Source organism: Acinetobacter sp. NigerLNRRAM0016, assembly GCF_054112845.1.
Map to the genome: position 1 here is coordinate 1 of NZ_JBSYVT010000069.1, position 8,337 is coordinate 8,337.

An 8,337-nucleotide genomic window follows, 5' to 3' on the forward strand; every position below is an offset into this window, starting at 1 on the left:
ACTTCAAAGTAGAAATGTCTGGTCTGGATTGTTGCCACTCTAATTTGAGTTTAAAAAAGCTAGCAAATCTGCTAGCTTTTTAAGATGATTATTCTATTTTTTAGAATTTAATAAACCAAAGAAGTTCTCTCCATCGTTCTCTAAGTCTTCAAAAAACTTATAAAACGATTGGGCAATAGCCTTATTTTTGACAATAATACCCACAGGCACTGTTGTTAAAATATTTGTGGATGAATCACTAACGTGAATAATCAAAACACAAAAAGAGTCTTTCATAACCAAAAGCTCAAAATTACCGTCAAAAACTACACTACTTTCCTTAAACGTTAGAAAGTGCTTGGCTCCTGCCTCAGCTGTGATTAGTTTTTTATAACTTGCGATTGATTGTTTATCATTTCTGTATGCCACTGGTAAGAAGCATTTAAAGTTTTTGGTAATTGTGGTTGTCGATAAACGATCAATAAAATCACTAAATCTATCTGACTTACCCCAAAATTCATCTGATGGAGCTAACCAATACAGCTGTTTATCATCATTATTCTGGTCTTGATATTGTTTGATTGTTTTGAAAAACAGGTCTGAATTTTCCTTAGAATATATTGGCCCGATAAAGTATTCATTGGATTTGTGTTCTAGCTTAAATAAGCGATCTAAATTAAGCTTATTCTCGCTAAAAATAGATTCAACTGAAAAAGTATCCTCCATATCTAATTCATGGAGTACCTTTAGAATATCCTCAATATTTTGTGGCTTCTTAGCTGATCTAAGAGCAGCGTAAAGAGAATCTTCGATTTTGTTAAGATTTTCCATGTGATTAAAATCACTAATCTCTGTAGGTGTATAATTCTCATCAAGCGTCAATGGTAATGTAAAACGACGAGAATGGTCTCGCAATTTTTCCACTTGGCTCATTTTATACAGTTGCAGCTTCTTTTCATCCACTGATGGATTCAACTTAACTAATCCTTGGCTGAAATAAAATCGAAAATTTTTCTGAAACTCCTTACTAACCAAAGACTCACCATTTGAAAGGTATTGGTTAGAAGCATCTAATTTAATTGAATTTGCCCCATTGTCAGATGCGTTGGGATTAACTGGCTCAGGATTCAAGCCAATCATCTCAAAACTCATCTTTTGAATATTGTCCTCAATCTTATTTACATAAGGAATTGCACAAACATCCGAGAATGCTTTCTCAAGTCGCTGAGTCAGAGCAAATCGATCATCTTCAAGATGTTTTATCTGCATTTGTTTTAATAATTTAGTTAATAGCACATCTGTTTCATGATTAGATAACCCTAAGAACCGCGCTATTTTTTCAGCAGAAAGTGGTGCAATTACCAATAGGCGCAATACCATAGAATCAATAAAATCTAAGGTATCTGTTGTGGTATAGCTAAATGCCACATTGAATAGTTGTGATGGCAATGTAACATCTACGTCATGATAGCTTCTTAGTGAATTTTCCATGAGTTATACCCCTGCCTTTCTATATTTTTTTGATCTATTTTTATTAATGTGCGGATTGTTTTGTACTATTTTGACAATGGCGCGTTTTGAAATATATCGATATTCTAAAGTCTGATTTTCACGGCACTTGATGTAATTTAATACGCGTCCTAAAGGTAAGTTACTGTTGACTCCTTGCCACATTTCTGACGCACCAAAGATTACAAGACGATCCATTGCGCGAGATAAAGCCACGTTCACACGATTTGGTGACTTCAAAAATGCAGGAAACTTAGTTGGATCATTTCGCGTAACTGAGAGAATGATGATCTTATTCTGTTTACCTTGATAACTATCCACCGTATCAATACGCACAATTGATCTCAATGCATCTGACACTTCACACAAAGAGAAGGCTTTTCTTAACCGGTTTTTTTGCTCAGCATAGGTACAAATTACACCAATAGCAGGCTCTTTAAGGGAATCAGGCTCTGGCACTAATTTATTTAACAAGAGTTTGTCTTGGTCAATCCGCTGAAGAAAATCGATAATTTCATTAATTTCATGTGGGTTATAAATACTACTACCTTTCTCCATTTTGAAATGCTCAGCATTCCCAGTATCCACCCAAGTAACTGTTGAATTCAATTCTATTACGATGTCGGATGCATAGTTATCAGGCACAATCCGCTTTAACTTAATTTCTTTCAGCTCTTCATCACTTAAACCACGAGAATCGACAACTTCAGTTTCAAGTTTTCCTTCATAAAAACAGTCTGAAACTAATTCGCCGATGCTCGGACTCATTCGGTACTGTGACAAGAGTTCTGAACTAGCCTTTAGTCCATAATGTGAATTAAAGATACGGCCAAAGTCGCTTTGTAATTTATCTTCCAAATCATCATCTGATATCTTAAGTTGCTTAGCTAAAGCCTTTATATGATCGCTCGAATATAGTGGAGGAAGTTGGTCTTGATCCCCAACTAATAAAATACGTGCACCTGACTGCATTGCAATTGCCAATTCTGAAGCGATTGAACGTGCTGCTTCATCAATAATCACCCAATCAAATACGTGATTGGCGATTCCAATACTTTGTTGGCCAACACCAACGCATGTGCCACAGACTAATTGCCTTGTTTTGACCAGAAAACTTTCATAATTAGCATTTTGGCTTTCAATTAATGGTTCATAATCTAGGGCAATATTGATCAAGGCTTTCGCTTTAAGTCCTTCCTCATTAGATACCCCGTAGTATTGATTAAGTGCTGCGAACGTAATCATGTCGATCTTATTTAACTGGTTTAATACTGTTATCTCTTTATCATTGATACAGTCTTCCAGTTGATCCCAAAAGTCTTGATTTCCGTCAAACATGCTCTTCAGCTTATGCATTGCTGATTTGAAAGCCTGGGTATACTCTTCTAATGAGAAACTAAACTTTTGATCAAGATCATCTTGGTCGATTGACTGATACGCAGATTTAAGACTATTTAAAATAGTGACTCTGATTTCATAAAGATCGCTCAAGTATTCAGCTTCAAGTGATAAATCTTTTGCAAGCTCAAGCACTCTTTCTTTAATATTAGACTTAAACAGCTCTATCTGGCTCGTAATAATTGAGCCTGTATAGACATCTTTTAATTCAGGAGACACAGCACTCTCTTTATTGCTTATTCGAGCAATACTTAATGGTGTGTCATACTCTGTGCATAGCTGACGTATACGCTCAACACTTGTATTTACAGCTTCGTGCGACTGACTAACAATTAAGATGTTAGATACATTTTGTTTATCATAGAGATAGTGAGCCAGTATAGAGATAAATTCAGTTTTGCCGGTTCCTGGTGGTCCCTTTAATAGTGATACAGGTCCATACTTAAGCACATTACGGAACGCTTTACGTTGTAATGGATTGAGGGCTTTAACCAATTCCCCATTTTTGTATTTGTTATAGTGATCTAGATCTTCATCAGGCACTTCAATCTCATAATCTTTTGCTTCAATCACTAATGATGGTTCAAAGTAATCTACGAGATTTTCAATGACAGCCTTATTACTCAGAATATTTGTCAGAGCATCTGCACGTTTCCGATTAGATGACTTATCTGCCTTGCTTTGTAGAAACAGTGTTGCTTCTTCAGGAACTTCATTTGTTTTTTTACAAAAATCGATCCACAATTCTCCGACTTTTGATTGCGCAATATTCACCGTACCTATGCAGAAAGTGTAATCACCTCCCGCCCCAGTTTCTTTAGTGCACATTACATCGACTTTATCGGTCTTTGAAAATTTAGCTGAAACATCTTCTGCAGAGTCATAGTATGCAATAGCACTCTTTGAATCTTTAAAATGTTTGCTCGAAACTATCTTTAACGGCTCAGACAGAGTGATTGTAGGATGTGCATGACGCTCAGTCGCCATGACTTTTTTCCACAACTCTTTCGTTTCAATATCAATTAAGTGGCTATGTGTAGGCAGATGACTCATTGGCTGTGCCATAAGCTCATCAGTAGCTATAACATCGCCTATCTCTTCTTGTAATGCTTTTTGTTCACGCAGAGCCCGTAATGTTTCCTCTTTCTCTTGAGTCCTTTTGAGCTGTGCTTGCTTAAACTGTTCAATAGCATCCTTAAAGTTTTGATCTTTTGCTAATAAGTCATTTAACTCTACAATGTTGTCACGCTTACTCATCCCAGATATCGGGTGGACTTCAATGCTAACATCAATAGTCAGATCTGCATCCCTACTAGCCTTCCACCACAGGTCTTGTTTTTTGACAAAATCAAGGAAACTTAATTGATTTTCATGGGGCTTATAAAACCCTTTTAACATGCCATTGATTCCGCTAAGTGTAAATCGAAAATCCCCCTCACTTGCTGCCTCAAGTTGGATATAAACTTTGCCGTTTTCGGGATAAATCGTAAAGGGCGTCTCAACCTTACTTGTATAAATACTAATCTGAGGAGCTTCTTTTACAATAGCACCCTTACATTCAAATGCCTCTATAAAGCGAGAATTATCAATATAGCGTACACTTGGATCTTCCATTCCTTCTATGCTCAAGGCTGTATTTAGCCAGGATAAAGTAGGATCCATTGAAGCCACATCATCCACAGCCAAGTCTATATCGTATAGATCTGCGATTAATTTCAATGCAGTAAAGTTGTCACACTGAATGACTGTTGGATCTTCAATATCAGATGGGAAATAAGCATTAGAAGAATCAGGTTGTGGTACTTCAGGATGGAAGCAATCATTAAAACTAACTTTCAAGTTTGTTTTATCTACTAGAATCTTTTCATCATCCAAGTTTCCATGTTGAAAGCCATGCTCATGAAATTTTTTCAGAGAATGCAATAACTGAAGTGAAAGTTCATTTTTTTCATCCTCAGTTAAGCCCTCAATAACCGTTGACCAAGCTTCACCCTTTACCATTTCAGTTACTAGATACACACATGCTGTGCTAGTTGATAAACCAAAATCAATAATCTTAGGAAGGTATGGCAAATTGAGAGCCTGCGTCATTTTAAGTTCTTCAAAGAATCGCTTAAAACAACTCTTTTGATAAGTTGTCATTGCAGATGCAACTTTACCCATCCATGTTTTGACTAACATGTTGCCTGATGCATAGAGTGTAAAATTTTGGTTAGCATCAATAGGCGCGCCAAATATCGGGTAACTGATATAGGTATTTGTCTGATTTAAATATGGATTCAGTACATCTGCATCAAGTTCATAACTAACTTGTTCAGCAGGTTTTTGAGCTAAGAAATCTTGGAATACTGCACATGCATTATCATATTTCCCTGTCAAAGCTCGTGTTAAAATACGCTCTAACCAGTGGTTCTGATCTCGCTCCTCAAGACTAAATTTTTTCAATGAACGTGGGCTCAGTCGAGCATTCTTCCAAATATGAAGGATTAACTGCCCTAACCAATACACATCCTTTTGTGCAGCTGTCAGCGCAAGATTCGGAAGATGAGCTGTTGTATTCAAAAATGGGAGTTCGTTAGCCAGTTCAGGGTCAATTTTCGAGGGCTGTGTTTGATCATTTGCTGCCGAAAAATTGGATAGCAATATCTCCTTTTTATAAGAGATCCACACACTATGATCACCCACATCACCATGAGTAATTCCCATTTGATGTAGGTGATTAAATTTACCAAGCAAAATCTGGAATAAATCCAATTTCTCAGATTCAGACATTTTCTCAGCATAAGCGCCGATGAATTCGTTGACTCGATAGCTGTTCTCAGGCAACTCATACAACTCATTATATTTTGATGTCATGTCATCAAGACTTGGGTTTGTAATCGGGTGCAAACAACTTTGATAAAGATCAGGCTTTTCTGTTTTAATTTTTTGGAAAACCCGGCGCTCATTGCAGATCAAGTTGAATCGATGTTGAGGCTGACTCATTCTTGAGTTACTCAACTTGAATTCATTAAAATCCCAACAACGCATTAAAGATTTTTCACCAACGATGGTCAATGAATGCGCTTTATACTCGCTATAAATCTTTTTAGGATGCGGTAAGATCAAGTCACCTCGTTCATGATTATTAATAATCAAAGAGCGTGGTTGAATTTGGTCAGGCGCAAAAATTTCATCAATAATGGCGTGATATTCTTTTTTAATATCATATATGCGACCATCACGTTCCAGATGCTTGCGGAACATATTATTAAAATTCTTCTGTTGAGCTAATTGTATAAACTCATCTATCGAAAGAATGTGCTCTAAATCTTCTGGAGGCAGGCGCGAATAATCTGCTTTACCACACATGACAACAAAGTGAGAAACACTTTGGTAATGAAATGTAATGCCCTTAGCTTTCTTTTCTGAAACTTTATCCTTTAGTTTATTAACTATAATTTGCATTTTTTTTACATTTTTAGCTACAGGGCATGAATCTTGCTCTTTATTACCTACGTACCATTTTCCTGCAACTTTTGTAATTTCCTTACCGTTCCAGTCCTTGAATTCAATGACCAAAATGTTTGCATGAGTAATAATTAGGAGATCATATTCAAATTTCTCAGAACTACCTTTCGCTACTGCTTTTTTTCCATTTTTATGCATAAATTCAAAACCAGCATATGCTCGCCAGTTTTTAGTTTTTTCGCCACGATCAAAGACCTTTTTAATCTTATCAATTGCTTTGAGTTCGTGCTCGTATATACCTGTCTCTGGATATGTAACTTTCATATTAAAAGATTCTTTATTTAAAATGTCTTGCTTTTGCACATACAACAAATAAGCGTCAAAAATGATGCTAAATTTTTATTAACATAAAGTAATGCTATATGTACGGTGTCTTTTAGAAAAAATACTTAGCGTAAGAATTTAGTTTTTTCAGGTTGATGGTTAGTTTGGCCAAATAAGCCCTCCGAAGGTTTTTTATATTCAGTTTAGGATTGTATTTAAAATAAAGTCTGCCAAATATTTTGGTGTAAAACCTGAGTCTTCTAGCACGATCATCATTTAGATGATCTAACTCAATCATTCGTTTAAGCAAAACGTATTTCACTTAACGGTTCATAATGTGACTTATATTACATTTAATTTTTGAGTATTCAAAATTATTTTATTGAATTATAAGAAAAAAACTTAAGGAATTCCTTAAAATTTGATGACAATGGTCATATCTCTAATCACTAAAAAGACCAAAAATAGATATCTACCCATATCTCTCGGACAAATTAACTCTATTTTATAAAAGTATCAATAAATTCATTAGGTTCATGAACCAAAAATTTATAATTATTTTTTTATTTATATAAGTTATTGAAAATAATAAATAAAATTATTAAAAGTTTTATTAACTAGACTTCAGGTGAACATAAGTTAAAGTTCGAATTAAAATGAATAGGGTAGTCGCAATTTCCAAAAAATGACAGCTCATGTGTCGTTTAGATACTAACAATTTGTTTATTATAACAAATCTTAAGCATGTTAGCTGTCGTCATTCTTTGATACGGTCTACGTACTACCGTACAATCATCAGCTATATTCATGGTGTTACTTTGCATAATTTACATTTTCTGCATTCAAACCAATCAATCCAAAATTACGTGCACGTTCGAGACACATAAGCTGTCATTGACGACACATGTAATGTCACTGGTTGCGTTCGTGCGTCTATTTCCGTTGAACTATGCTATACCTTGAATAGCCAGCTACTCGGTTCACTGAAATACTGACCGACACGTTAGATTTCAGTTTTAAATCAAAATAGCGATCAATCGTCACAATTAGATGTTTTACATAATCAAAAACTACATATGTTAAATCCTTTAAATCATTGTTCTGGTGTGCAACTTCAATAAATTCTGAAAACAACGCTACACCTGTTTCGTTGGCCAGATTCGCTAACTGATTATCCAATCCGGCAATTGCCGTTAATTCTGATGCAATCACCACTTTATGCATTGCTGTTTCCGCTTCAATGCCTTTGTACTCAATCCCCTTGTATATATAGACATCGTTTTCTCGTTTGCCTTGGTTCCAAGGGTTATCCGTACCATCCAGTCTAGGCATGCTGTACGGTCGTTTTAGTTTTGCTGGAGGTGTTTGTTTAGCGGTGACTTCATAAAGGTTAAATACGCAATCTGTGTAGCGTTTAAGGCTATGGTATGTCAAAGCTTGCTGTTTGGCGGTCAACTCCCGTGGTGATACATGATTCACCAAGGTTTTGAACATTTCTAATGATTCTGGTGTGAACGATCCATCTTTTTTTGCATTGTCCATCAGGTCTTTTTTAGCCCATTTATGCTTTAGTTTTTCCGCTTCAGCATCAGATATTTTCTCTCCCCGATACACTTATCCACGCGCTGCGTTTGAATACTCAAAATCTGCTCGTTTTACTGCCTTGTAGACCATTGT

Annotated in this window: 3 protein-coding genes; all 3 read right to left on the reverse strand. The window is 35.8% G+C overall.

The features are described from left to right. Positions 1 to 93: 93 nt before the first annotated feature. The 3 genes from ACWQ4X_RS19195 to ACWQ4X_RS19205 all read right to left on the reverse strand — a co-directional run bounded on the left by ACWQ4X_RS19195 (position 94) and on the right by ACWQ4X_RS19205 (position 8,274). Positions 94 to 1,470 carry a hypothetical protein gene (locus ACWQ4X_RS19195; protein WP_005005738.1) on the reverse strand — a complete coding sequence of 459 codons (1,377 nt, stop codon included), beginning with the start codon at positions 1,468 to 1,470 and terminating at the stop codon, positions 94 to 96. A 3-nt stretch (positions 1,471 to 1,473) separates the two neighbouring features. Then, positions 1,474 to 6,699, reverse strand: a complete 5,226-nt coding sequence (locus ACWQ4X_RS19200; protein WP_336165464.1) for an AAA domain-containing protein — start codon at positions 6,697 to 6,699, stop codon at positions 1,474 to 1,476. An 894-nt stretch (positions 6,700 to 7,593) separates the two neighbouring features. Beyond that, the gene (locus ACWQ4X_RS19205) at positions 7,594 to 8,274 is read right to left on the reverse strand and encodes a hypothetical protein (RefSeq protein ID WP_457904619.1); all 681 of its coding nucleotides are present in this window, start codon (positions 8,272 to 8,274) and stop codon (positions 7,594 to 7,596) included. Positions 8,275 to 8,337: the final 63 nt, after the last annotated feature.